Source organism: Dyadobacter flavalbus, from assembly GCF_006149045.1.
In the GTDB taxonomy this organism is placed as follows: Bacteria; Bacteroidota; Bacteroidia; order Cytophagales; family Spirosomataceae; genus Dyadobacter; species Dyadobacter flavalbus.
In genome coordinates, this window is the sequence record NZ_VBSN01000049.1 from 672,146 (window position 1) to 694,202 (window position 22,057).

Sequence of the window (22,057 nt, forward strand, 5' to 3'; positions counted from 1 at the left end):
CAATTGGTCAGAAACGCAGGCCGAGGTTAAACATAAATTCCCCGGTTAACTCGATGCCACGCATTCTGTTGTTGACATTCAGATACTTTTCGTTTTCGATATATCTGGACCCAAGTCCTGCATTCAGACCAAGCTGGAACCTTGGCGTAATCTGAAAATTGATGTAATTGTTCACCATCAGACCAAATCTGAAAATTTTCGCTTTTCCTTCTGTATTCGTATAACTTCCGGTTCTCGGGTCATAGTAGTTGCCATAAACCCAGCGATGTCCGAAGCCGGTAAATAAATTAGGTCCCACCGCATACGTGACGCGTCTTTGTCCGGCCGGATAAATTTTAAGTCCGGGCGAGAAATAGAATACCTCCGTACCACTTCGGTTATCGTATGTAAAAGAGCTTGAATAACTTTCCGGAAGAACAAGCGTAAAAGGCACAATAATCCCAAAGTAGCCTTGTTTGTCAATAATTCTTTCATAACTGATCCCTAAACCCGCACCGCTGTCCAATGCCTTGAATGGAGAAAAATTGATGAGGTTAGCACCAAATGCCATTTCCCGTCTTCTGTTCTTTTCATTTTCGGCTTCCTGCCGTTCGTTCATGTAAACCGTTTCTCCGCTTCCGAACCGGATACTGCTCAGTTCATTTTTCCGGATGATAAAGTTGGCGCTGGTTTCTTCCTTGCCGAGCTTGTAGGTAACACGGTCAACACCTACTTCGATGACCTTGCATTCAATGATTTTGCCATTTCTGCGGATGATTACATCCTGTGCATTTGCAACAATAAAAATGGCTGAAAATAAAATGGTTAAAGTAATGGCTCTGATCATAAATTTACTGATTTAATGAAGGTTGATTAAATTTACGCATTCCGGAAAACTTTTACGCAGTATACCCACTGAACGTTTAAAAAGTTACTTCTGTTATACTTTCGGCCTCCTTGGTCAATAATTATTCAGGCTGTCTTATATCATGATGTTAAAAGCAGCCACTCTAAAAAAAACTAATGATATTTCAGGATTTAAAACTCATTGAGCCCATTACAAAGGCGCTCCGGGAAGAAGGTTACACTACTCCCACCCCAATTCAGGCAAAAGCAATTCCCATTATTTTAGAACAGCGAGATTTACTGGGCTGTGCGCAAACAGGAACCGGAAAAACAGCCGCGTTTGCCATTCCTATGCTTCAGCTGCTTCAGAATAATCCGGTTGGTAAATTTGAAAGAAGCCGTATCCGTGCTCTGATACTTACTCCGACGCGCGAATTGGCTATTCAGATTGGTGAAAGCTTTGCCGCTTATGGAAGATATACCGATATAAAACATACCGTCATTTTTGGCGGCGTTGGCCAGAAGCCGCAGACCGATGCCATCCAGAAAGGCGTGGACGTACTGATTGCAACACCCGGCCGTTTGCTGGACCTGATCAATCAGGGCTTTATCAAGCTGAACCAGCTTGAATTTTTCGTGCTCGACGAAGCAGACCGCATGCTCGACATGGGATTTGTACATGATGTTAAAAAAGTGATCAAGCTGCTGCCTGCCAAAAGACAGTCACTTTTCTTTTCGGCCACCATGCCGCCAGCGATTGTTACGCTTGCCGATACGATTCTAAGAAACCCGTCCAAAGTAGAAGTGACACCCGTTTCTTCTACGGCGGACACGATCAAGCAATCGGTTTTCTTTGTGGATAAATCGGATAAAAATTCGCTTTTACTGCACATTTTGCAGGATTCTTCCATTGCTACGGCGCTGGTTTTTACCAGAACCAAACATGGCGCGGACAAAGTTGTGAAAGTACTGCGGAAAGCGGGCGTAACGTCAGAAGCGATTCATGGCAACAAGTCACAGAACGCACGTCAGAATGCTTTGAAAAATTTTAAGAGTCAGGCTACGAGGGTCTTGGTCGCAACGGATATTGCAGCAAGAGGAATCGATGTAGACGATCTGACGCATGTGATCAACTATGAAATCCCGAATATCCCGGAAACGTATGTTCACAGAATCGGACGAACAGGCCGCGCGGGGGCAAAAGGAACGGCTTTTTCATTCTGCGATATGGAAGAAAAAGCATATCTGAAGGACATTCACAAGCTGATTGCCAAAAATATTCCGGTGGTTAACGACCATCCTTATGCTGCAAGAAGATAAAATTTTTAATTGTTTGTGAATTTTCGTTACCGTTTTATCCTTTATGGAAAACCGGTAACGATTTTTTTTAACGGTATGACAAAGAATACTTACACCGATATTGATCTCCACGAGGCGCTGAAACTCAAAAATGAAGCCAATTCAGTTTTGGTAGACGTTCGGGAAACATGGGAATTCGAAGAATTCAATGAAGGCGGGATCAATATTCCTTTATCCGAAATCAGGGATAAAAGAAATTTGCTGACTTCTTATAAAAATATTGTCGTGATCTGTACAAACGGCGTGCGGAGCAAAGTCGCGGCAATGGATTACTGCCGCGTTCCGGAATGGCTGGATAAATCGATTTTCCATGTAAAAGGCGGAATCATCGAGTCGGCATAACTGGCTGAAATCACTCCGGCAAATTCAAATTTCCTTCAAACACGCGTACGGCTGGCCCGATTAAATAAACATCGTCAAATTCGCCCGGCTGTTTTTCTTGAAATGCAACTTCCAGCGCGCCGCCGATTGTTTTGACATGGATCGGACTTTCCCAGCCTTCACGTAAATGCGCTGAAAGTGCACAGGCCGTTACGCCCGTTCCGCAGGAAAAAGTTTCATCTTCCACACCGCGTTCATACGTACGGACGCTTAATTGATTCTGATCTTTTACCTCTACAAAGTTGACATTCACACCGCCTTTCGGCCCGTAAACGGAACCATACCGAATGCCGCTTCCGATACTCACAACGTCAACTTCCTCGATATGCTCCACATACGTAACATAATGCGGAGAACCCGTGTTCATGAAATCATGTTCGTCCAATTTTTGAACATCACGGACCGAGGACATTTTCAAGCGGATAATATCTTCTGAAACCGTGGCTTCATGCAAACCGTCTACGGCAATAAAAGTGGTTTTTTCAGTAAAAAGGCCGAGATCATGCGCAAACCGCACGACGCAGCGGCCACCGTTTCCGCACATGCTTCCTTCTCCGCCGTCTGCATTAAAATAAACCATCCTGAAATCGTAACCCGTTTCATTCTGAAGTAATATCAGTCCGTCCGCTCCGATGCCGAACCTGCGGTGACAGAGCGATGCAATGAGTTCTTTGGAAACCGGAAAGGTTTTTTCCCGGTCATCAATCATTACAAAATCATTTCCGGTACCCTGATATTTATAAAATACGGTATTCATAAAAAGTAAAAAGTTTGCAGCATTCCAACGCCTGTAAAAATAGCGGATATTAAATCCAGTTGAAACAGGCGGTTGTTTTAAACAACAAAACCCTGCAAGAAATAATTACTTGCAGGGTTCCGAATCAAGCCCGAAAGACAATAAATCTTATTTCGAAGCTTTAAGCTCTTTGATACGAGCGGCTTTACCCTGACGTCCACGCAGGTAGAACAAACGGGCACGACGCACTTTACCGCGGCGAACCAGCTCAATCTTTGCAATACTTGGAGAAAGAATAGGGAAAACACGTTCAACAGCTATGCCGTTTGATATCTTGCGTACTGTAAATGTTTCACCGCTTGCGCTAAGGTTACGGCGCTGCATAACAGTACCCTGAAATTGCTGGATACGTTCTTTGTTACCTTCGCGGATCTTAACGTGTACGTTGATCGTGTCGCCTGAATTGAATTCAGGGTACTCGGATTTACGATTTTCAATCGTAGCTTCTACGAGTTTAATAAGTTCGCTCATGACGAATGCTTTTTATGAATTTAAATAATGACTGTTTTCAGCGGATTGGGTGACGCCCATTCATTCAAAACAGCTTTTGCGAAAACGAGTGCAAAGCTACGGTTATTCTGCTGCATTTAAAAGCTTTGGCTGTATATAATGCATAAAAATTACGCGCTTTTACGATCATTTATATTTGCAGTAAATGCACTGGTATAATGATTTAGGCAAATGATACATTGCCACACCTTTTACCGAACCTTGAATTACTATGAAAATCCTGAATGTAGAACAAATACGCCAGCTTGATGTATACACAATTGAAAACGAGCCAATTTCATCCGTCGATTTAATGGAACGCGCTTCAAACGGCTTTGTAAGATGGTTCTGTAATCAGTTTGTCAATACAAGGCCGGTTTGCATCTTTTGCGGCAAAGGCAACAACGGCGGCGACGGTCTGGCCATTGCGCGCATACTTGCTTCGATGGATTATCATGTAAATGTTTACATAGTTGAACACAGCACCGACGCTTCGGCTGACTTTCAGGCAAATCTGGAAAGACTGAAAAATACTGTGCAGCCAAACAGCATTCAAACCCCGGCAGATTTTCCTGAAATTGCTCCCGAAACTGTTTTGATCGATGCCATGCTGGGTTCGGGATTATCCAGACCGGCCCAGGGAATTCTGGCTGAAATTATCAAGGCAATCAATGATTTGCCAAACAAAACCGTTTCGGTTGACATCGCCAGCGGACTTTATGCCGATAAAGCCAACGAAAAAGACGACGTCATTATCAAGCCGGATTACACCGTAACTTTTCAGTTTCCAAAGCTTGCGTTTATGCTGCCGCAGAATGCCTTGTTTGCCGGCGAATGGCATATGGCGGACATCGGGCTTAGCAAGGATTTTATCCTGGAAGCGCAAACACCTTATTATTTTACCGAAAAACAAAATGCAGAAGCAATCATAAAGCCCCGGGAAAAATTTTCGCACAAAGGAACATTCGGGCATGCGTTGCTGATCGCGGGAAGTTTTGGTAAAATGGGCGCGGCAGTTTTGTCCGGAAAGGCTTGTTTGCGTTCAGGCGTCGGTTTGCTGACAATGCATTTTCCGGCTTGTGGTTACGATATTATGCAGATTTCCATTCCTGAAGCGATGGCGGTTCCGGACGAAAATGAAAAATACATCAGTGAACTGCCTGATCTGGAAAGTTATACTGCTATTGGCATCGGGCCGGGGCTCAGCAAGGATGCAGCGACTGTAAAGGTTCTGGAAAAGTTACTGGATTCCGTAAAAGTTCCTTTGATTATCGACGCCGATGCATTGAATATGTTATCCGAAAACCGCTTTTTACTCGATAAATTACCTGAAAATACCATTCTGACGCCGCATCCGAAAGAATTTCAGCGACTGGCGGGCGATAGCAAAAACGAATACGAACGGCTGGAAAACGGCAGACAATTTGCCATGAAACACAAAGTCATTATTTGCCTGAAAGGCGCGAACACGGCTGTAATCCTTCCAAATGGCGAGGTACATTTCAATTCAACAGGCAATGCCGGCATGGCAACGGGCGGAACCGGCGATGTGCTGACAGGCATTATCACCAGTCTGCTTGCACAGAAGTATGCGCCTGCCGATGCTGCCATTCTGGGCGTTTACGAACACGGGCTTGCCGGTGACCGTGCAGCCGGGAAAAAAGGACAAAGCGCACTGATTGCTTCGGACGTGGTGGATTGTCTCGGCTGGTAAAAAACCGGTTGTTTTGTCAGAAGCAGTTCTGCAAGATCAGCTCAGCAACTGAAAAGTAGCAAATGCGGATACATAAGCCAGTGCCATCAGATACACAAGCTGGATTAAAGGCCATTTCCATCCGTGTGTCTCGCGGTACACGACGGCAATCGTGCTCATGCACATCATGGCAAAAACATAAAACATCAGCAATGAATAGCAGACTGCCGGCGTAAACATGGCCGCGCCCGTATACGGATTTTTCTCGTTCAGCAACTTTTCCTTTACGGTAAGCACATCTTCGGAATCGCCGCCGATGCTGTAAATAGTGGCCATTGTACCCACAAAAACTTCCCTTGCCGCAAAGGAAGCCAGCAATGCAATCCCGATTTTCCAGTCGTAGCCGAGCGGACGGATAACCGGTTCAATGAAATGCCCGAACTGGCCGGCATACGAATTTTCAAGTTTTGCGGAAGCAACGGCAACATTAATTTCTTCCTGCGGCTTCGTGCCCATTTCTGCAATCACCCTGTTTTCGGCATTGCGCATCGAATCGCCGGGACCGTAAGAAGCCAGCACCCAGAGAATAATGGATATGGCCATGATGACTTTCCCGGCTTCCAGCACAAACGATTTGACACTTTCATACATGGAAAAACCGACGTGCCCCCAGCGCGGCCATTTGTAAGTTGGCATTTCGAGCATGAAATAACCCGGCTCTTTTCTTGGAATAAAAAGGGATAACAGCCACGCCGAGCCAAGCGCCCCGACCAGCCCGAGCACATACAACCCGAAAAGTACAAGTCCCTGCATATTGAAAAAACCGAAAACCTTTGTAGTCGGCACGACTAATGCGATCAGAATCGTATAAATAGGCAGACGTGCCGAACAGCTCATCAGCGGCGTAACCAGAATCGTGAGCAAACGTTCGTAGCGGCTGCTGATGCTTCTGGTCGTCATAATGGCCGGAACGGCGCATGCTACGCCTGAAATAAGCGGAACCACACTCCGTCCGTTCAGGCCGAAGCGGCGCATGAGCTTGTCCATAATCACCATTACACGCGCCATGTAGCCCGATTCTTCCAGTACGGAAACGAGCGCAAAAAGGATGGCAATCTGCGGAATAAAAATAATGATACCGCCTATTCCGGCCAGGATTCCATCCGTAATCAGATCATTGAGCACGCCTTTGGGCAGTACTTCCTTGGTCCATTCAATGGTTTGGGCCGTGGCTGCATCCAGCATGTCCATCGGATAGGAAGCCCAAGCAAAAATGGCCTGAAAAACGACAAGCAGCACAAAGGCAAACGTTACATAACCCCAAACCGAATGCAGTAAAATGCTGTCCAGCTTTCTGGTCCAGTATGGCTGTTCGGTAATTCCCTGAGATTTTACCGCTTTGGAAACAATCGGCTTTATTTTTTCATAACGGGCAACGGTTTCCGAAGCCAGGAAATGATTTTCATCAAATCCGTACTTTTCAATGAGCGTGTCGAGCTTGGCCCTGACGGGTTGTTCAAGAAAAGAAAAATTATCGTGCTGACAAACGTATTGCAGTGCGACATAATCATTGTCAAGCTGATAAAGTTCACGCACTTCTTCGATCATCTCGACTTCCTTTCCTTTGGGTTCGTAAAAATACTGCAGAGCCGGCTTTTCGCTTTTTTCAACAATCTGTTTTACCGCTTCTTTCAGATTGCCGATGCCTTCGCCGGTACGTGCATTGATCCGGATAACGGGAACATTCAGCTGCATGGCAAGCTGAACCGCATTGACCGTAAGGTTCATGCTGGAAGCCACATCCAGCATGTTAAGCGCCAGAATGGAAGGAACGCCGAGGTCGCTTACTTCCGTAAAAAGAAGCAGGTTCCGCTGCAAATTGGAAGCATCTGCCACAATAATGACAACATCTGGATAATCGGGATGTTTTGGATTGGCAAGGATATCCATGACAACCGTTTCATCCTTTGATTTGGGATAAATGCTGTAAGTTCCCGGAAGATCCACAACCGTTACGGCTGTATCCGGCTGTCCTTCCAAGCCGGACAAGCGGAATGTACCTGATTTTTTCTCAACTGTTACACCGGGAAAATTTCCTGTTTTCTGCCGTAATCCGGTTAATGCATTAAATAATGTAGACTTGCCGGCATTTGGATTTCCTACTAGCGCAACTTTTATATGAACTTGTTTCAATGGACAGGCTTATAAACGGAACGTATTAGTTATTCAAGCTCGATGACGGCCGCTTCGTTCAATCTTAATGATAAGGAATAACAACCGCCTACATTAATACAAATCGGATCGCCAAAAGGTGCAATTGCATCCAGACGCACTTCGCTGCCCGGAAGACAGCCCATTTCCAGCAATTTCAAAGACATTTCACGATTTGTGAATGACTTGATAACCCCTTTTTCACCTTTTCGAAGACTGCAAACCGTACGAGCTGACATACGCTCCTTATTTAGATTCATTTTATTTAAAGTACAAATAAAGCACTATCAGTCCGTAATTCAAACATTACTTTTGCAATTGTATACTGCTTCCGACAATTACTGCAAATTCGTGCCCGATTTATTATTTCCCTCAGCCTTTATGTCGTATTTTTGCATTGCGAAAGGAATCCGACAAGCAAAGGATTTGATTTAGTAAGTACAATCACCGAGCTGCAAGCAAGCAGCCGATTGCCCGTAATCTTGAACGAAATAAAAACCCTGATCTGGAAAGAAGTAACACTGGAATGGCGTCAGAAATATGCGCTGAGCGGCATGTTGCTTTATGTGGTAAGCACTGTTTTTGTTTGTTACCTTAGTTTTAATCTCAGAAGAAACCAGCTTACGCCCATCGTATGGAATACGCTTTTCTGGATTATCATCTTGTTTACGGCAGTGAATGCGATCGCCAAAAGTTTCTCGCAGGAAAGGTTTGGCCGGTTGTTATACTACTATAATCTTTGCAGTCCGCAGGCCATCATCATATCAAAAATCGTTTACAATTCTTTGATCATGCTGCTGCTGTCCGGCTTCGGATTTGTTTTTTATGCTTTCGTCATGGGAAATCCGGTTGGCGACATGGGGCTTTACCTGATCTGTATCCTGCTGGCTGCCATCGGTTTTGCTTCGGTGCTTACGTTGGTTGCCGGCATTGCTTCCAAGGCGGACAACAGCGCTACGCTGATGGCCGTTCTGAGTTTCCCGATCATACTGCCCATGCTGCTGATGACGATCAGGCTGGCCAAAAATGCGCTGGACGGTCTGGACTGGTCGGTAAGTTCGGATGAAATCACCACACTATTATCTATTGATCTCATAGTAATTACGCTCAGCTATTTGCTTTTTCCTTATCTATGGAGAAGTTGAAACCTGCATCTGGCCTGACAAAAGATTAAAAGTTAAAATATTAAAAATGAGAAAGATCTGGTGGAAAATCCTATGCATTGTTCTTATATTCTACGTGATTGTAATGGGCATCATGGGTCCTGTTCCGCATCTTGCGATTATCAATGAAAGTATCCGCAACACGTATTATCACGTGGCGCTCTGGCTGGCCATGACTACTTTGCTCTTTGCATCCATGGTTTTTTCCATCCGCTACCTGAGTAAAGGACGCATTAACGATGATGATATTGCCAGCGAACTTGCAAAATCGGCTATATTCTTTGGTATACTGGGCTGCCTTACCGGCTCGGTCTGGGCCAATTATACCTGGGGCGATCCATGGCCAAACGATCCGAAACTGAACGGAGCGGCTGTCGGAATTCTGATTTATCTTGCGTATCTTTTGCTGAGAAGTTCGTTTGAAGACGAGCAGCGCAAGGCCCGTATTTCGTCCGTTTACAACATCTTTGCCTTTGCCGTTTTTATCCCGATCATTTATATCCTTCCAAGGCTTACAGATTCCCTGCATCCGGGAAGCGGCGGCAACAGCACTTTTGGTTCGTATGACTTCAACAACGACATCCGGAAAGTATTTTATCCGGCCATTATCGGTTATATTCTGCTCGGATTATGGCTTGCGGAACTTCGCGTAAGGATCAAACGGATCAACCGCGTGCGTGAAGAAAAACTTGTTTCAACGTCCAGAATATAGATTTATCACTGTTTTTTAACAGATCATAAACATTTCAATTCAAATTTTCGTTAAGATTTCAGTTCCCTTTAAATACAATGAAAAGAGTTCTTCAGATTCTGTTTTTCCTGTTTTTCATATCCGGAAATACATTTGCACAAGCTGCTGACAACGGTGTCCCGATGGCAGACAAGTTGCGAGAAGACGGCAAAATATGGGTTGTAGTTGCCGTCATAGCCATTGTGTTTCTGGGCATTGCCGTTAACATGCTCCGAATTGACTCCCGCGTAAGTAAAATTGAGAAAGAATTAAATATCAAGTAAACATTCATGAAAAAGATACAGATATTCGGTCTTATTATTGTAGCCGTTGCCATCGGAATTATTGTTTCCACAGCCGGCGATGCCAGTACTTATGTTGACTTTACCAAAGCCAGGGAAATGGCGCAGGAAGGTGACGCGGAAAGTATCCATGTAGTCGGAAAGTTGAAAAAAGACGTTTCAGGACGAATTCTGGACATGGAATACCAGCCCGAAATTGACCCCAATTACTTTGCTTTTACACTGATCGACAATAATAACGTGGAACAGAAAGTGATCTACAAAAACACCAAACCGCAGGATTTTGACAAATCGGAACAAGTTGTGGTGATAGGAAAAATGCAGGACGGCGCTTTTACAGCCGAAAAAATATTGATGAAATGCCCGTCGAAATACGATAACGGCAAAATGGAAACCACTGAACATACAGCAGCAAAATCATGATTCACAGCACAATCGGAAGTGCAGGTCACCTGCTGGTTATTATTGCGTTTGTAACGGCACTCGTTGCAACATTCGCCTATTTCAAAGCCGGCATGTCCGGCACTTTGCCGGAGGAAACACTGACCTGGAAAAAGTTCGCCCGCATTGTCTTTTACGTGCACGTGGCGGCAGTTCTGGGCGTTGTCTTTTCCTTGTACTGGATTATCGGCAACCATTACTTTGAGTACCATTACGCCTGGAAAAACTCCTCGCTATCTTTGCCGACCGGCTACACGATTTCCAGTTTCTGGCAGGATCAGGAAGGAAGTTTTCTGCTCTGGATCTTCTGGAACGTTGTGCTCGGCGTGGTACTGATTTTCTCAAACCGCTCGTGGGAAGCGCCGGTGATGACTGTTTTTGCTTTGGTTCAGGCATTTCTGACTTCCATGATCCTGGGCGTTGTCATTCCCGGGCTGGATCTTAAAATCGGCTCCACTCCTTTCCTGTTGCTGAAAGAAGTAATGCCGGACTTGCCTGTTTACCAGATGGATGCCAATTTCATTCCTAAAGACGGCAACGGACTGAACCCGCTTTTACAGAATTACTGGATGGTTATTCACCCTCCTACCCTTTTTCTGGGATTTGCCACCACGCTGATTCCTTTCTCGTTTGCCATTGCCGGGCTATGGACCAGGAAAATTCAGGACTGGATTCGCCCGGCGTTGCCGTGGGCGCTGTTTTCCGCACTTATCCTGGGCGTTGGTATTTTAATGGGCGCTTACTGGGCCTACGAAACGCTTAACTTCGGCGGTTACTGGAACTGGGACCCGGTTGAAAACTCATCCATTGTTCCCTGGCTCGTGCTTGTTGCCGCCATTCACACGATGATCATCGGAAGAAGAAATGCCACTGCGCTTAAAACTTCTTTCATCCTGACGATTGCTACTTTCATTCTCATTCTTTACTCCACGTTCATGACAAGAAGCGGGGTTCTGGGAAATGCATCGGTTCACTCGTTTACAGACCTTGGACTTTCAGGCCAGTTGCTGGTTTATCTTTTGACATTCACTATTGTAGCAACCGGCCTTCTGATTTACCGCTGGAAAGAACTTCCGGTTGACGAAGAAGAGGTTTCGACCTATTCGCAGGAATTCTGGATCTTTATCGGCGCTACTTTACTTTGCTTGTCCGGTTTCCAGATTCTTGCCACAACTTCCATTCCTGTTTATAACAAAGTTGCAGAAGCATTCGGTACCATCCTGAATATGGCTTTGCCGGCAGATCAGATCGGACATTACAACAAATTCCAGCTCTGGTTTTTCTCACTTATTATTGTATTGACCGGAATCGGACAGTTTTTCTGGTGGAAAAGAGTTGGCCAGAACCGTCTTCAGGCGCTTTACAATCCGTTATTGATTGCCTTGCTGATCAGTGCTGCAATCATTACTTATCAGGGTGTTAAGGATATTCAGTATATCGTCCTTTTAACTACGGCGGTTTTCGCAATTGTGGCAAACGGCACTATTCTGATTAACATCATCAGAGGCAATTACAACTTGTCGGGCGGCGCGATTACGCACATCGGCGTTGCGCTGATGCTGATCGGGATTTTGTTTTCTTCAGGTTATACCAAGGTTGTTTCCATCAATAATTCCGGGCTGATGATTTCCCGCAGCGAAGAATTTACCAGTAACGATAATAAGGAAAACAAGGAAAACATTACGTTATGGCTCAACAAGCCTGAGAAAATGGGCGATTACATGCTCACATGGCGCGATGTACGCGTGGAGCCGCGCCATATTCCGGGTTACATTCCCAAAAGCTGGGTTGATATTGTGGAAGGCGATTTTCATGCCGTTGCGTTGAGAGATATTGTTGTCAATGACAAAAAGTACAACTCCAAAGGCGACACCATTGAAATTTTCCCTGAGAATTTCTATTACGATATAGAATACCGCGAGCCATCCGGACGTATTTTCAACCTTTTCCCAAGGGTTCAGATCAATCCGAGAATGGGCGGAATCGTTTCATCACCGGATATTCAGCGCAAGTACAACAAGGATTTGTACACGTATGTTTCCATGGTAACCAATCCAACGGCCGAGCCGGTATGGAGCCAGACGGAAAACTTTACGGTAAACATGCGCGATACATTTTTTGTAAATGATTACGTTGCCATTCTTGATAATGTAATCCGTACAGAACAGGTTGAAGGCGTTACGCTTGGTGAAGGCGATGCAGCAGTAAAAGCCATTATCCGCGTGCTGGACAAAGATAAAGAATACGTTATTACGCCGTCATTTGTTATCCGCGACCGTATGGTGGCTCGCAAGCCGGAAGTAAGCAATGATCTTGGCATGCGCATCCAGTTTCAGGAAATCAATCCGCAGACAGGCCAGTTCTCATTTGCTGTCAACACGACGCAACGTGATTTTATTGTGATGAAAGCCATTGAAAAACCGCTGATCAATGTACTCTGGCTCGGAACATTCGTTCTAGTTATCGGCTTCATTATGGCGACAGTCAGACGTTTCAAGGATTTTGTCAAAATGAGAAATAAAGAGAATATGCCTCTTTCTGGCAAAAGCAAATCCAAAGCCAGACCGCAGGCTGTATAAAATGAACAGACCATAAAAAAGGTGCTCAAATGAAAGTTTGAGCACCTTTTTTATGTTAATATAAACCGCTTTTCTTTATTAGAATAGCTATTAAAACCGGAAACCAAGCCTGGTAAAAATAAAAGCGCCGTTGCTTCCCATCTGAACAGGGTCCCAGGCTCCGCCCGATTCCGTAAGCGCAGGCAAGGACAAGTCCGGATAAACATTGAAGATATTGCTCCCGCCTACCGACAATGAAAAATTCTTGCTCACCTTGTAATTCAAAGTAACATCCGTCTGAATTCTCGGCTTGTACACGTCCAGTTCGTAATCCCAGTTGGCCAGTTTTATTTCACCAAAACGGATGAACCGCAGCATAAAGCTGAATTTGTCCACCGAGTAATCCAGCGTCAGGTTTATTTTGGAAGGAGGCGCCGAAGCAAGTACGAACCTGCGTTCTCTTTCATCAAAATAAATATCTTCTTTTCCTGCCAGTTTCGGACTTGTGTTCACAGGTCCCAATTCCATCCAGTTGAAGTTGGCTGCCAGTGTGGAGCTAAGCCGTCCAACGCCTAACGGCGTCGTATGTGCAACAATGACATCAATTCCTTTTGTCGTCGTATAAGAAAGTGCATTGGTAAAAAACTGTGCTTTTCCAACCCGGAGCTGTTTCAGGAGATCGCCGATCTGCTCGTCCTCGTCGCTGAACTGTCCGGTTAACACAACGCGGTCTTTCACTTTTACATAGTAACCATCCACGGTAACAGAAAGGCCGGAAGCCGGTGCAAGTGTAAAACCGACGCTGGCATTCTGGGAAGTTTCCTGTTTCAGTTTCGGAATTCCCAGCGCCTGCGTAACGGCACTTTCATTGTTGGCAAGTAAAACTTCAACCGGAGTACCATTTACAAAATTGGTAAACGTGGAATTAAAATACTTCTGAGCGAGCGACGGCGCACGGAAACCTGTACTGACCGTTCCGCGTAATGAAAATGCATCGGTCACTTTGTAGCGCAAACCCACTTTCCCGTTTACCGTACTTCCGAAATCGCTGTAATTTTCATAACGTACTGCCGCATCCACCAGAAATTTCTTTGTAACATCCGCTTCTACGTCCAGATAAACGCCGACGTTTGAACGGCTTCTGTCGGTAACGTCCGTCGGGCTGTATCCCGGAAATCCTTGCGAACCGCCCGGATAAGTCGGGTCGTAGTTGTAATACGAAGCGCGCTCGCCTGCAAAAATTTTGTATTGTTCCGTTCTGTATTCTGCCCCGAATGCAAGATTAAGCCCTTGTAAAATCGTCTTGTAATACTTCGTAACATTCAGATTGTTCACATTTTGCCCTAACTGAAAGCCGCCGGCATCAAACGTTGTCTGGGACAACGGCCCGAGTGAACGGTTCAGCGAATTTTTTACATTAAAGTGAAATTTGTTAAAACCGTATGTGTTGCTCAGATCAATATCCCAGCCTTTCCATATGCCTCTTACGCCAAAGGCAAACGAACGGTCGTCAATGGTGCTGGCAATGATCGGGTCAAAGCCGTTCGGGTAAATGGAAGGAATGTTCCGCTCATCGTCAGCAAAACGCGTCCATGCGTAGGCATCGCCTTTTCTTTTGTTCAAACCGCCGAAGCTGTAAACCTGAAAATTGGTTCCGATTGGAACCTTTGCATTGTAATACACCGCAGCATTGTTGATCTTCGGATCGCCGTATTGCCTTCTGGCAAGATCCGCTTCGCTGGAAACCGTATTCGCGCGGTTGGTATGGTCCCGGAAATTGTAATCTGCCGTCACGTTCAGAAACCCTTTATTTGCGATTTTTATTCCGTAATTAAGGTTTGCATTGTAGTTCAGCCCGTCAAACTGCTTGTCGTCATAACGGTACTTTGCCTTGTACATGCCGGCATTTACGTTGGCGCTCAGCTGGTTTACCGTTTCTTTCAATACAATATTGATAACGCCTGCAATCGCATCCGAACCGTACTGTGCCGAAGCGCCGTCGCGCAGGATTTCAATTCTTTCGATGGCTGCGGCGGGAATGGCATTCAGGTCGGTTCCGGTATTTCCTCGTCCGCGCGTACCAAAAAGGTTCACAAGCGAAGACTGATGCCGTCTTTTCCCGTTGATCAGGACCAAAGTCTGGTCCGGGCCGAGACCGCGCAAAGATGCCGGGTCCACATGGTCTGCGCCGTCGGAACCGGTCTGGCGATTGGAATTGAAGGAAGGAGCTGCAAACTGAAGGAGCTGATTTACATCCAGCTGGCCCTGTTTCGTTGTAATTTCCCGGATGTCGATCACATCCACCGGCGCGGGCGTATCCGTTGAAGAACGGTTTAAATTTCTGGAACCGACAACGGTAACCTGATTCAAGACAGTCGCATTTTCAAGAACGAGATTCTGCTCGCCGCTGCCGCTGATGGCCTTTTCGATCCTGTTGTAACCGACATAAGTCGCTACGATTACAGAACTTGCACTGCTGACGGACAACGTGTAGGCGCCGTTTCCATCGGTTGTGGTTCCGTTGCTGGTGCCTTTTTCAATCACCGAAGCGCCGATCAGCGGATCGCCTTTTTCATCTGTAATCCTTCCTGAAACCTTGAAACTCTGTGCAAAACAGAAGCAGGATACCAGTGTAAAAATAAAAGTGAAGAAAGTTTTATTCATGTAGGTTGACTTTTGGATTATAAATTTTTCTCAAAAATATCAGGCCACAAATATCAAGTTAAACCAAACAATGTTTTTACTATAATCCGGATTTTAGAATTTAGTTATATTAAAAGTGCATTTAATATTATCTTCTATGCAGTTATGTCACTGAACTGCATGTATTTTCTCTCTTTCTTCATTCTTGAAATGATTATATAACAATTCCATGGAAAAGCTTTTACATTATGCTGCAGTTCAAGCCTCCGAATATGTATCTTTACAATTGTAATACATGTTTTCTTTTGTTGATTTCTTATGCTTTCTACTTTATTAAAATCAGCTTTGGGCCGCTTCCGGATCATTGCTTTCCTGGAAGGTGTCTCCTATCTGGTGCTGCTGGGTATTGCCATGCCGCTCAAATATCTGGCCGGCATTCCGCAGGCCGTTCGCGTGGTCGGAATGGCGCATGGCGTGCTGTTCGTCCTTTTTGTACTGCTGCTTGTTCAGGTTGCAACTCAATATGGCTGGTCTTTCAAAAAATCTTTTTTATCCTTCTTCTCATCCCTGATTCCGTTCGGCACTTTCTATGCCGATGCGAAATGGTTCAGAAGCCAAGCATAGCCAAACCTTCGTTATCTATCCATTCCTATACCCATCAAGCAAGTGCAACGTACTTCTATCCTGACCTTTGTCTTTTTCTGTTTAATCATTTTTCAAAGTATTGCGCAGAAACCCAATGAAAATTATCAGTATCATATCCATTCTGCTGCTGCTCCGCTGAATATCGACGGCGTGGCGGACGATCTTGCATGGTCATCTGCTGAAACAGCAACTGACTTTTTCATGATCACCCCGATGGACACCAGCTTTTCACGTGCCCAGACGGACGTTAAAATGTGCTACGACAAGAATAATCTTTACATTCTGGTCATTAATTACAAGCCGATTAAAGGTTCTATTATTGTGGAATCGCTCAAAAGGGATTTTGCATTTGGAAAAAATGACAACTTCCTGCTTTTCATGGACACTTTTGACGACCGTACCAATGGTTTTTCATTCGGGGCCAATGCAGCAGGCGCTCCGTGGGACGGACAACAAGGTGACGGCGGAACCGTGGATTTGAGCTGGGATAACAAATGGCTGAGTTCCGTCAAGAACGATAATGACAAATGGGTCTGGGAAGCAGCGATTCCGTTCAAAAGCATCCGTTATAAACCGGGCATTACGCGCTGGGGAATCAATTTCAGCCGGCAGGATCTTACCATTTCCGAAAAATCGGCGTGGGCGCCGGTTCCGAGGCAATTTCCTTCGGCATCGCTGGCATACACGGGCGTACTGGTCTGGGACGTTCCGCCGCCGAATCCGGGACCAAATATTTCCGTGATTCCGTATGCCGCCACGCGTCTTACCAAAGATTACGATAACGATACGCCAAGCAAATTCAAACCGGCTGTCGGTGGTGACGTAAAAATCGGATTAACGCCGTCTCTGAACCTCGATTTAACGGTTAACCCGGATTTTTCACAGGTGGACGTGGATGTGCAGCAAACCAACCTTACGCGATTCGAGCTGTTTTTCCCGGAACGCCGTCAGTTCTTTCTGGAAAATGCTGATCTTTTTGCCAACTTCGGGTACGCTACCATTCGCCCTTTTTTCTCCCGCCGCATTGGTCTTGGCGTGCCGATCCAGTTCGGTGCACGCATGAGCGGTAAAATCAACAAGAACTGGCGTATCGGTGTGCTGGACGTTCAGACAGGTTCTTCCGACAGCCTGACGCCCCGAAACAACTATGCTGTTTTTGCACTACAGAGACAGGTTCTGGCCCGCTCCAACATCCGCTTTATTTACGTAAACAAGGACGCAACCAATTATTCGCTTGACCGGCATGCCGCCACCAGCCGTTATAACCGCAACATCGGAGCGGAATTCAACCTGGCCAGCGCCAAAAACCTGTGGACCGGAAAAGTCATGTTCCTGAAATCGTTCACACCGGGAAAAACAACGGACGACTTTTCACATGCCGCCGATCTGAAATTCAATAAAGCCAATTTTTTCTGGCAATGGCAGCATGAGTATGTAGGCAAAAATTACAATGCAGAGGTCGGGTATGTTCCGAATGCCGTGCGGATGGGTTATTACAAAATCAGCCCGAATATCGGTTATCTGTTTTTTGTAAAATCTCCGAAAATCATCAGTCACGGCCCCAAGCTCGTCAGCAATGTATACTGGGACAAACAGTTTAATGTCAGCGACAAGGAATACATTCTTTCCTATAACCTGAATTTCATCAACCGCGCAACGGTAGCAGTTTGGGGCGCAAGCAATTATGTACGCCTTTTACGTCCTTTTGACCCGACTAACCTCGGCGGCTTCACGCTGACAACAGGCAGTGAACACAGCTACAAATCCGCCGGCTTTGATATTGTTTCCGGCCCGCAGAACCGGTTTACATACCTGATATCCGGAATAACAGGCGGCTACTATCAAAACGGAAGACGCAATAACCTGCGCGCCGAACTTGGCTATCGCGTACAGCCTTATGTGGCGATCACAATGGCCGGAAATTACAACGACATCCATTTGCCGGAACCCTGGAACCGCAAGCAGCTATGGCTCGTCGGACCGCGCGTGGACGTAACTTTTACGAACAACCTGTTTTTTACCACTTTTATGCAGTACAACAATCAGGCGGATAATATCAACCTGAACGCGCGTCTGCAATGGCGGTACAAGCCGGCGTCGGATTTGTTCATTGTTTATACCGACAATTATCTTCCTGAAAACTTCATGGTCAAAAACCGGGCGATTGTTCTGAAGTTCACTTACTGGTGGAATCTGTAATCAGTAGTACACTTCAATATTTCTGCTTTTCAGCTGTCCGAGTTGCCGGCTGTATTTCGCTTCGGCGTCGTCTTTCACAAACGGATTTCCACGGAGATAAAGCTTGTCGAGCTGCTTTATCTCCAGCAGCTGTTCAGGAAAAGCCAGGAAGTTATTGGACGAAAGATCCAGTTCCTGCAGATTGAAAAAAGCGGTAAGTTCCTTTGGGAAATCCGTAAACCAGTTGAAACCAAGATCCAGGATTTTAAGGTTCTGCATCTTTGCAATGCGTGCCGGAAGCTTGCTGATGTGATTGTGATGCGCATAAAGCGTATGAACTTTTGCAAGCCGGTCTATTTTCTTTGGCAACGACGTCAATTCATTGTGCGAAACGGCCAGATGCGTCAGTTTTTTCAGTTTGGTAATGGAAGCCGGCAACGCTTCAAGCTTGTTGTAATAAAGATCCAGCACTTCCAGATTTTTCATTTTTTTAATGCCTTTCGGCAAGACCGGAATGGCAGATTTATAAAAGTTCAGATCCTGAACGCTTTTCAGTTTTCTGAAACTTTTACCGGACAAACTAGTCATTGCATTGCCGCCAAGCCACAGACTGGAAAGCTTTCCGGATGCACGCAGCTGTTTTGGAATGTCCGTCAGTTTGTTTTCGTTCAGGTTCAGTAACGTAAGCGACTGGTTTTCAGTAATTTCCAGATCATTATTTCTGATCTGATTATTCTGCAAATGAAGCTGTTTCAGTTTTGGCAGACGCTGCATTTGAATATGAACGCTTTGTAATTCATTCCTGCCCAGATACAATTCTTCCAGATTCGGAAACCTGTAAATCACATCCGGAACCGATTTCAAATCGAGCTGATTCAGGTAAAGCCGTTTTACCTTTAATGTATCCTGAAAAACCAGCGCAGATTTCAGGTCCGTCACACTGCTGTCACCGCTACGCACTTCACGCATGACCGGCTGTTTTCCAAATGTTTTCAGAGATATGATGGCAAAGCGCGTACCGGTCGGCTTTTTTACTTTCCAGCCGTCAAAAGCGGTCAGAAAAGCTTTTCTGGTCAGTTCATTAAGTGAATCCTTGTTGTAGGCATCACTGGTTTGGAGATCAAAAATCAGGTAATCCGGACTTCCTGACTCATTGATATAAAACTGGGTAAAAACAGTAATTCCGGGGTTTGGATTTTCCGGGAAAGCAGCAGCAAGCACATCATTTGTTTTTGCCAGGATTTCCTCTGCCGCACTTTGGCCGGTACCGGTATAATCATTGGAAAGTTTTGCCTGATCTATGCCCTGCTTTTCGGCATTTCCAGAAGACAGAACACGGATTTGCGCGTAAAGGCTTTCTACGCACAGACACATTAATGCGGTCAGAATGAGTTTCATAACAACAAGGTTTTGTGGAATCACTAATATAACTAAGAACTTAGTCATATTATTTCATAACCTTGGATTTTATTCTTAAATCATAAAACTCTTCGGAGAACGGGACGATTTACTTGCTTCTTTCAATCGTATACTGCACAAGCTGTTCGAGCGATCTGCGGTGCGGTGAGTCCACAAACTCGTATAAAATTTCGTGCGCTTCTTCCACATAGCGCTGCATGACTTCCTGTGCATACCGGAGCCCGCCCGAATCCTTTACGAAAGCGATAACTTCGTTTACTTTTTTAGGTTTGTGGCTCTCATTGCGGATGATGTTGATAATCCTGCGTTTTTCGAGCCATCCGGCGTGGTTCAGCGCATAGATAAGCGGGAGCGTCATCTTTTTTTCTTTGATATCAATGCCGAGCGGCTTGCCGATTTCATCTTCGCCGTAGTCAAAAAGGTCATCTTTGATCTGAAAAGCCATGCCTACTTTTTCACCGAATGCATGCATCCGCTTCACAATGTCAGCGCCGGCACCAACGGAACTTGCGCCTACCGCGCAGCAGGAAGCAATCAGGGAAGCCGTTTTTTGCTTGATGATCTGATAATAAACTTCCTCGTTGATATCCAGCCTTCTTGCCTTTTCAATCTGTAATAACTCGCCTTCACTTAATTCACGGACAGCAGTAGAAACAATTTTCAGAATATCGAATTCCTGATGATCAACAGACAAAAGCAAACCGCGCGAAAGAAGATAATCTCCGACCAGAACGGCAATCTTATTTTTCCACAAGGCGTTAACCGAAAAAAAACCGCGGCGGTAATTGGAATCATCCACAACGTCGTCGTGTACAAGTGTCGCTGTATGCAAAAGTTCGATCAGGGCACCTCCCCGGTAAGTGGATTCGGAAATTTCGCCGCAGACGCCGGCAGAAAGAAAAACAAACATGGGACGTAGCTGTTTGCCCTTGCGCCTGACGATGTAATTCATGATCTGATCCAGCAGCATTACATCACTTTTCATAAACTGACGAAACTTGTGCTCAAAGGCTTTCATTTCATCTGCAATCGGAACCTGAATTTCCTTTATTGAAAGGGTCATATGTATTAACGAAGGACCATGCTCCTTCTGATATAAGCAGGCTGTAAATGGCAGCCGTCACATTGTTTTGTCGATTCAAATGTATTTTGAACTCCAGTCTTCAAATTTGGAATAAAATCTTCTGTTTATACCAATTTTATTTTTAAAATGTTTACAATTGAGAAAAAAGGAAACGCAGCGGAATCGAAAAATGAAATTGCAGAACGCTGATGCAGAAAACATACAGATATGAAAGCACTTGTTCTCGGAGGAGGATCCATGAAAGGCGCGTTTCAGGTGGGCGTTATTCAGGCTGTATTGGAAAACGGTTTTGAACCGGAAATGATATACGGAATTTCTGTCGGCGCACTGAACACCACATTTCTTGCCAATGAAGCCGGGCGCCAGTTTCACGAGAACAAACAAATACAATGGCCTGTTGCCGGCCGCAGACTGCTTGAATTCTGGATCAGGAACATTACGCAGCCGCAGGATATTTCCATTCTCCGCTCCCGTGTGAAGCTGGGCGTGAATACGCTGATGAGCCGTTTCGACGGAATCGTGAACCCGCAGCCGCTGCATCAGCTGATCCGGAAGCATGTAAACAAGGAAAATCTGGCCCATAATCCGGTACGCGTCAAAGTCGGGGCTGTCAATATGGCTACCGGAGAAATAAAGTATGTGGCGCCGGACAATGCCCATTTTCTGGATTATGTATTTGCCAGCTCATCCATTCCCATGCTGATGCCGGCCGTGGAAATAGAACAGCAGCTTTACCAGGATGGCGGCATGCGGGAAGTTGCGCCGGTCCGACAGGCCATTGAAGACGGCGCTACGGAAATCGTTCTCATCGCCTGTCATTCTCCGCTTTTGTACCAGCCCGAAGGCATTAACACCAAAAACCTGATCACGCTGATTGAACGCGTAAGAGACATTACTGTAAACCAGATTGTGAACAGCAATATCATCTGGGCAGAAAATTACATTGACCGCTCCGTGCTGCGTGGAAAGCCCATGAAACTTACCGTTATTCGGCCGAAAATACCGCTGTTTCTGGATCTGCAGCATTTCAATTCCGAAGATATTTCAAGACTGATTATCGAGGGCTACCGCGCAGGAACGGAGTCTGTTTTGAAACCGGAGAAAATTCAGGAAAAATAATGAACGCCGTTAAACAGCAGA

The 22,057-nt window shown here is 45.5% G+C and carries 19 protein-coding genes; 11 read left to right on the top strand and 8 right to left on the bottom strand.

Features of this window, described 5'->3' with window-relative positions:
• Window positions 1-7: 7 nt before the first annotated feature.
• Window positions 8-826, bottom strand: a complete 819-nt coding sequence (locus tag FEM33_RS18525) for a hypothetical protein (RefSeq protein WP_139013455.1) — start codon at window positions 824-826, stop codon at window positions 8-10.
• A 176-nt stretch (window positions 827-1,002) separates the two neighbouring features.
• On the opposite strand from FEM33_RS18525, the gene FEM33_RS18530 reads away from it, so the two are divergent.
• The gene (locus FEM33_RS18530; protein WP_139013456.1) at window positions 1,003-2,145 is read left to right on the top strand and encodes a DEAD/DEAH box helicase; all 1,143 of its coding nucleotides are present in this window, start codon (window positions 1,003-1,005) and stop codon (window positions 2,143-2,145) included.
• A 75-nt stretch (window positions 2,146-2,220) separates the two neighbouring features.
• Entirely contained in the window at window positions 2,221-2,526 is a 306-nt protein-coding gene (locus tag FEM33_RS18535) for a rhodanese-like domain-containing protein (protein ID WP_139013457.1), read from the top strand.
• Between the two features lie 10 nt (window positions 2,527-2,536).
• On the opposite strand, the gene dapF is transcribed toward FEM33_RS18535, so the two are convergent.
• Window positions 2,537-3,322, bottom strand: coding sequence for a diaminopimelate epimerase (gene dapF, locus FEM33_RS18540; RefSeq protein ID WP_139013458.1), 786 nt, complete (start codon window positions 3,320-3,322; stop codon window positions 2,537-2,539).
• Window positions 3,323-3,469: 147 nt separating this feature from the next.
• Window positions 3,470-3,832, bottom strand: coding sequence for a 50S ribosomal protein L19 (rplS, locus tag FEM33_RS18545; RefSeq protein WP_139013459.1), 363 nt, complete (start codon window positions 3,830-3,832; stop codon window positions 3,470-3,472).
• 250 nt (window positions 3,833-4,082) lie between these two features.
• Between rplS and FEM33_RS18550 the strand changes: the two genes are divergently transcribed.
• Window positions 4,083-5,564 (top strand): NAD(P)H-hydrate dehydratase, encoded by a 1,482-nt coding sequence (locus tag FEM33_RS18550; RefSeq protein WP_139013460.1) that lies wholly within the window; start codon window positions 4,083-4,085, stop codon window positions 5,562-5,564.
• A gap of 36 nt (window positions 5,565-5,600) precedes the next feature.
• Here FEM33_RS18550 and feoB read toward each other — a convergent pair whose 3' ends face one another.
• Together feoB and FEM33_RS18560 are read right to left on the bottom strand one after the other, a co-directional pair.
• A complete protein-coding gene (feoB, locus tag FEM33_RS18555) occupies window positions 5,601-7,736 on the bottom strand; it encodes a ferrous iron transport protein B (RefSeq protein WP_139013461.1) in 2,136 nt (711 codons plus the stop codon).
• Between the two features lie 29 nt (window positions 7,737-7,765).
• On the bottom strand, window positions 7,766-7,993 hold the full coding sequence (locus FEM33_RS18560; RefSeq protein WP_139013533.1) for a FeoA family protein: 228 nt from the start codon (window positions 7,991-7,993) through the stop codon (window positions 7,766-7,768).
• Window positions 7,994-8,236: 243 nt separating this feature from the next.
• Here FEM33_RS18560 and FEM33_RS18565 point away from each other — a divergent pair, with 243 nt between their 5' ends.
• The 5 genes from FEM33_RS18565 to ccsA (FEM33_RS18585) all read left to right on the top strand — a co-directional run bounded on the left by FEM33_RS18565 (window position 8,237) and on the right by ccsA (FEM33_RS18585) (window position 12,969).
• The gene (locus FEM33_RS18565; RefSeq protein ID WP_229209261.1) at window positions 8,237-8,899 is read left to right on the top strand and encodes a heme exporter protein CcmB; all 663 of its coding nucleotides are present in this window, start codon (window positions 8,237-8,239) and stop codon (window positions 8,897-8,899) included.
• Window positions 8,900-8,945: 46 nt separating this feature from the next.
• On the top strand, window positions 8,946-9,629 hold the full coding sequence (gene ccsA / locus FEM33_RS18570) for a cytochrome c biogenesis protein CcsA (RefSeq protein WP_139013462.1): 684 nt from the start codon (window positions 8,946-8,948) through the stop codon (window positions 9,627-9,629).
• A 77-nt stretch (window positions 9,630-9,706) separates the two neighbouring features.
• Window positions 9,707-9,931 (top strand): CcmD family protein, encoded by a 225-nt coding sequence (locus FEM33_RS18575; protein WP_139013463.1) that lies wholly within the window; start codon window positions 9,707-9,709, stop codon window positions 9,929-9,931.
• Window positions 9,932-9,937: 6 nt separating this feature from the next.
• The gene (locus tag FEM33_RS18580) at window positions 9,938-10,372 is read left to right on the top strand and encodes a cytochrome c maturation protein CcmE domain-containing protein (protein ID WP_138281987.1); all 435 of its coding nucleotides are present in this window, start codon (window positions 9,938-9,940) and stop codon (window positions 10,370-10,372) included.
• Complete coding sequence (gene ccsA, locus FEM33_RS18585; protein ID WP_139013464.1) at window positions 10,369-12,969, top strand: cytochrome c biogenesis protein CcsA; 2,601 nt, start codon at window positions 10,369-10,371, stop codon at window positions 12,967-12,969. Before FEM33_RS18580 ends, ccsA (FEM33_RS18585) begins: the two co-directional genes overlap by 4 nt.
• A gap of 90 nt (window positions 12,970-13,059) precedes the next feature.
• On the opposite strand, the gene FEM33_RS18590 is transcribed toward ccsA (FEM33_RS18585), so the two are convergent.
• Entirely contained in the window at window positions 13,060-15,612 is a 2,553-nt protein-coding gene (locus tag FEM33_RS18590) for a TonB-dependent receptor (RefSeq protein ID WP_139013465.1), read from the bottom strand.
• Window positions 15,613-15,909: 297 nt separating this feature from the next.
• Here FEM33_RS18590 and FEM33_RS18595 point away from each other — a divergent pair, with 297 nt between their 5' ends.
• A complete protein-coding gene (locus FEM33_RS18595; RefSeq protein WP_139013466.1) occupies window positions 15,910-16,215 on the top strand; it encodes a DUF3817 domain-containing protein in 306 nt (101 codons plus the stop codon).
• Between the two features lie 42 nt (window positions 16,216-16,257).
• Window positions 16,258-18,435 (top strand): DUF5916 domain-containing protein, encoded by a 2,178-nt coding sequence (locus FEM33_RS18600; RefSeq protein WP_139013467.1) that lies wholly within the window; start codon window positions 16,258-16,260, stop codon window positions 18,433-18,435.
• Here FEM33_RS18600 and FEM33_RS18605 read toward each other — a convergent pair whose 3' ends face one another.
• Window positions 18,436-19,812 carry a leucine-rich repeat domain-containing protein gene (locus tag FEM33_RS18605; protein WP_229214306.1) on the bottom strand — a complete coding sequence of 459 codons (1,377 nt, stop codon included), beginning with the start codon at window positions 19,810-19,812 and terminating at the stop codon, window positions 18,436-18,438.
• 109 nt (window positions 19,813-19,921) lie between these two features.
• On the bottom strand, window positions 19,922-20,896 hold the full coding sequence (locus tag FEM33_RS18610; RefSeq protein ID WP_139013469.1) for a polyprenyl synthetase family protein: 975 nt from the start codon (window positions 20,894-20,896) through the stop codon (window positions 19,922-19,924).
• Between the two features lie 228 nt (window positions 20,897-21,124).
• Here FEM33_RS18610 and FEM33_RS18615 point away from each other — a divergent pair, with 228 nt between their 5' ends.
• A complete protein-coding gene (locus FEM33_RS18615) occupies window positions 21,125-22,036 on the top strand; it encodes a patatin-like phospholipase family protein (RefSeq protein ID WP_139013470.1) in 912 nt (303 codons plus the stop codon).
• The last annotated feature ends 21 nt before the right edge of the window (window positions 22,037-22,057 follow it).

Coding starts and splice junctions, on each gene's coding strand:
- FEM33_RS18605 (WP_229214306.1), bottom strand. CDS start 19,812: ATGAAACTCATTCTGACCGCATTAATGTGTCTGTGCGTAGAAAGCCTT.
- FEM33_RS18610 (WP_139013469.1), bottom strand. CDS start 20,896: ATGACCCTTTCAATAAAGGAAATTCAGGTTCCGATTGCAGATGAAATG.
- FEM33_RS18535 (WP_139013457.1), top strand. CDS start 2,221: ATGACAAAGAATACTTACACCGATATTGATCTCCACGAGGCGCTGAAA.
- rplS (WP_139013459.1), bottom strand. CDS start 3,832: ATGAGCGAACTTATTAAACTCGTAGAAGCTACGATTGAAAATCGTAAA.
- FEM33_RS18525 (WP_139013455.1), bottom strand. CDS start 826: ATGATCAGAGCCATTACTTTAACCATTTTATTTTCAGCCATTTTTATT.
- FEM33_RS18615 (WP_139013470.1), top strand. CDS start 21,125: ATGAAAGCACTTGTTCTCGGAGGAGGATCCATGAAAGGCGCGTTTCAG.
- FEM33_RS18560 (WP_139013533.1), bottom strand. CDS start 7,993: ATGTCAGCTCGTACGGTTTGCAGTCTTCGAAAAGGTGAAAAAGGGGTT.
- FEM33_RS18595 (WP_139013466.1), top strand. CDS start 15,910: ATGCTTTCTACTTTATTAAAATCAGCTTTGGGCCGCTTCCGGATCATT.
- ccsA (WP_139013462.1), top strand. CDS start 8,946: ATGAGAAAGATCTGGTGGAAAATCCTATGCATTGTTCTTATATTCTAC.
- FEM33_RS18580 (WP_138281987.1), top strand. CDS start 9,938: ATGAAAAAGATACAGATATTCGGTCTTATTATTGTAGCCGTTGCCATC.
- FEM33_RS18575 (WP_139013463.1), top strand. CDS start 9,707: ATGAAAAGAGTTCTTCAGATTCTGTTTTTCCTGTTTTTCATATCCGGA.
- FEM33_RS18530 (WP_139013456.1), top strand. CDS start 1,003: ATGATATTTCAGGATTTAAAACTCATTGAGCCCATTACAAAGGCGCTC.
- FEM33_RS18550 (WP_139013460.1), top strand. CDS start 4,083: ATGAAAATCCTGAATGTAGAACAAATACGCCAGCTTGATGTATACACA.
- dapF (WP_139013458.1), bottom strand. CDS start 3,322: ATGAATACCGTATTTTATAAATATCAGGGTACCGGAAATGATTTTGTA.
- ccsA (WP_139013464.1), top strand. CDS start 10,369: ATGATTCACAGCACAATCGGAAGTGCAGGTCACCTGCTGGTTATTATT.
- FEM33_RS18590 (WP_139013465.1), bottom strand. CDS start 15,612: ATGAATAAAACTTTCTTCACTTTTATTTTTACACTGGTATCCTGCTTC.